Source organism: Methylobacterium sp. WL7 (assembly GCF_008040085.1).
Lineage (GTDB): Bacteria > Pseudomonadota > Alphaproteobacteria > Rhizobiales > Beijerinckiaceae > Methylobacterium > Methylobacterium mesophilicum.
On sequence record NZ_VRVG01000250.1, the window covers coordinates 1 to 3,350 of the forward strand.

The 3,350-nt window shown below is 63.2% G+C and carries 3 protein-coding genes; all 3 read right to left on the reverse strand.

The annotated features are described in order from the left end of the window. Positions 1 to 141: 141 nt before the first annotated feature. The gene (locus tag FV233_RS28760) at positions 142 to 855 is read right to left on the reverse strand and encodes a MetQ/NlpA family ABC transporter substrate-binding protein (protein ID WP_238259546.1); all 714 of its coding nucleotides are present in this window, start codon (positions 853 to 855) and stop codon (positions 142 to 144) included. Between the two features lie 156 nt (positions 856 to 1,011). After that, the gene (locus FV233_RS28765) at positions 1,012 to 2,049 is read right to left on the reverse strand and encodes a hypothetical protein (RefSeq protein WP_246690131.1); all 1,038 of its coding nucleotides are present in this window, start codon (positions 2,047 to 2,049) and stop codon (positions 1,012 to 1,014) included. Between the two features lie 339 nt (positions 2,050 to 2,388). After that, positions 2,389 to 2,520, reverse strand: coding sequence for a hypothetical protein (locus FV233_RS31720; protein WP_281408058.1), 132 nt, complete (start codon positions 2,518 to 2,520; stop codon positions 2,389 to 2,391). Between the last annotated feature and the right edge of the window lie 830 nt (positions 2,521 to 3,350).

Below are 3,350 nucleotides of genomic sequence, written 5' to 3' on the forward strand. Positions count from 1 at the left end.
GTATTATACAGTAAAAATCAGATGTAAGTTAGATTTACTCCGTGTTATCATTGCTCAAGATGTTGACCGGATCGATAAGACCGACGTTCGAAGTCGAATTGTAGCCAACCTGAAACAATGGCGGGCGGGTAGATGCCAGAGTCAGGCGCGCCGGCCGTGAATGACCAAGCTGCGACAGCGTTCGCTGATGAAACCGGCGACCTCCGCAGATGTCAGTAAGCTGGCGAGGCGCAGGATGCGCTCGTCCTGCGCCAAGGCCTGCGTCGTCACGAGGACATTCGCGTACGGATTGCCCTCGGCACGCTCCAGCGCGAGCGCATTCCGAGCCGGGTCGAGCCCGGACTCCAAGGCATAATTGCTATTGATGACCGCCACATCGACGTCGTCGAGGGAGCGCGGCAGCTGCGCCGAGGCGACTTCGACAAAGCGGAGGTCTCTTTGGTTCCCGGCGATGTCCTGCACCGTTGCCAACGTCCCGTCTCCACCCGAATGGAGCCGGATCAGTCCGCTCGCCTCGAGGAGCTTCAGCCCCCAGCTGAAATTCGGGACGTTGTTCGGCAAGGCGACGCGCGCCTCTCGCGGCACCGCCTCGAGGGTCTTCAGGCGCCGGGAGTAGATCCCGAGGGGCTCGACATGGACGGCGGCGATCACCGCGAGGCTGACCCCGAGTTGCGCCTCTTCCGCGCGCAGGTACGGCACGTGCTGGAAGAAATTCGCGTCGGCGTCACCGTCGCGCAGGAGGCCGTTCGGGCGGATATCGCCGGTGGTTTCGATGAGTGTCAGGGGAAACCCTGGATCGAGCGTCCGTTCGACGAACTCGAGGATCTCCGTATGCGGAACCGAGGAGGCGACCACACGGAGGGCCGTAGCGGCTCAGGCTCCGCTGGCGGCCAGCGCAAGCGCTCCGGGTAGAACGCTACGGCGTGTCGTCGTCATCGGTGCCTCGCGTTCAGCCGGGGAGGGGGGTGATGGACCGGTTGGTCATCGCCGTTTAGGCGATTCGGGTCACCCTTACTGTGCCGCCGCACTGGCGATTTTCGCCGATCGTTCACCCATCAACACTGCACGTATGGCGTGCGCGGCTTGATGCGGCGCGCGTTCCAGGGCGCGACGGATCGCCGTGATGGGTCCAGTGCAGACCGAGGACATGACGGGGCGTCCGGGTCGAGCGGTTCCCTTCGACTCGAAACCGACCACAGCGTGGGTCTGAGCTTCGATCGAACGCCCAGCGCGCAGAGGGGCTAGGCCCGGGCTGCCAGGCCGCGCGCGTCTGAGCGTCTCGTCGAGCGTGACGAGGTCACCCTGTGCCACCGCCGCGCAGATGTCGGCATCCGTCGTGTCCGCAAGGATGACGAGACCCAAGGCGTGAAGGGTCGCATCGTCGGCAGACCGGACTTGCCGTCGGAGTTCGGTCGTCGCCCGCCGGCGCAGACCGGCGAGAGCTTCCGCCTCCGTGCGGCCGGCCAAGTACCCATCACGATACCAAGCCACTGCCGCGTCCACCGAAGCAGGGTTGGCCGTCGCGAAGATCGGCACGTTGTGGAGTATCTCGTCCCGCGCCGCCTGTGGGCTCGAATCGGCATCGAGTGTGGAATCGGGAAAGCGGTCGGTTCCGACCATCCCGGTGACGACGCCCGCCGCGCGCAGCCGGGTGGGTTCCGGAACCCAGATATCCTTGGGCGCCACCGTCATGGTCTGCGCGACGAAATCCGGCGCCACGCCTGCCGCGAGATAGGCTGCCCGTTCGACATCGGGATCGACCGCCTCCATGCGGCCGCCCGGTCCAAGCTCGTAGGGCGCATGAAAACCGAGTTGCCCGCCCACGGCCAGATAGCGGGCTCGTCCCTGGACGAAGACAAGGGTGCACGCGGAGGCGCAGGCATCCGGCACGTAGGTCACGAGGTGCCGCCGCGCGACCAGCGCCCCGAGCGCCATAGCTTCATCGACCAAGCCGCCATCGCTGGTGAGGTGAAGGCGTTCGACGCGCGGGTTCGTCGCGAGCAACGCGGCGACGCGCGCCGCCACGCCCTCCGTGAGATCGCCGGCCAACCGAATATCCCGGCCGCCCGGGCCGAGGGTTACCCGTGCCGCCACGTCGGATGGCTCTTCGCTGAAAACGCTGGCACGGCCGGCCAACTCCCGCCTCGGGACGGGTGGGCCCCCATCAGAAAGCGGAGAGATGGCTGCTGCGCAGAGGGCACCGATCATGACAGCGCGCAGCAGCACGCGCGCCGGGAGACCCTGCCCGGGCGTTTGAATCATTGGCATGATGTGAGACTCTTGCCTGGAGCGCATCACCCCTCGCCGCCGCCGTCGAAAACGCAGCGCGGCGTCAACCAGAGTGAAGGCGACTATGTCGGACGCTTGAGCCCGACGACGCAGCAGAACCTATTGAAGGTAGGCGACGAACATCTCGGCGACGGCGCGCGCCGCGTACTCCGCCGGACTTTCGCCCTGCCAGACGGGAAAGGCCTCGACGATACTTCGCCCAGCGAGGATGCGCGAGACCTCGTCGGCCATGAGACCCTCGTCGAGGGCGTTCGCTAGAGCTGCACGCCCGTGCGCATAATAGCGCGGCCCACCGAAATCTGCGGACGTTTCCGAGAAAGCGATACTTGTCGGGAGAGCAGTATTACCGAATGTCGCGAAATATGAATCTGTGTGCGTATTCATAGCGGATCATCTCTAAGGCATCATCACCGGTTCGCGTCGATTTGATGAGCCGACAGCACCGCGCCGAAGACGAATTTCCAGAGGTGATTTTCTGTAAGCGCGCGAACATTTCTCCTCCTACCGGCAGCCATGCCGATCTGCCCAAGGATGAGGTATTTTTATTTCACAGATCTAAGAATGTATTTCCAAATGTCTGACTTCGCGCAACGCAAAATTGTTGGCCGATGGCTATTTAAGGGAAGGGATTGGTCTCGGACGGGATAGTTCGTGCGTCATCCGACATACGGGTGAAGGGAGGCGAGTGAGGGGAGGTCAGATCTACGACATCGAATATGCGCACCGAGAGACGTATGAGCCGTATTTTACCGCCTACTGCCTCACCGGTAGCCCTAGAACCCGTTAGCGCTTGGCAATCCGCAAGCAGGGCGGTCAGTTGCTCGATGACGCCTCGAAAGCTATCGCGCATCGACGTGGTCGGTACGTCCAAGGCAGACAGGCTGTGCCCGGCAGCGAGACTTTACCCGCTTCTGCTTCCGAGTAGGTCGGGCAAGGGTGATGCTGGAGCAGGGAGGATGCGCGATCGCCCCAAAGAAACGGAGACGTTCGACCGCTTCCTGCACCGATACGGAACACTCACAGACGCAGACAACCAGATCGACGTTACACCAATGTATATA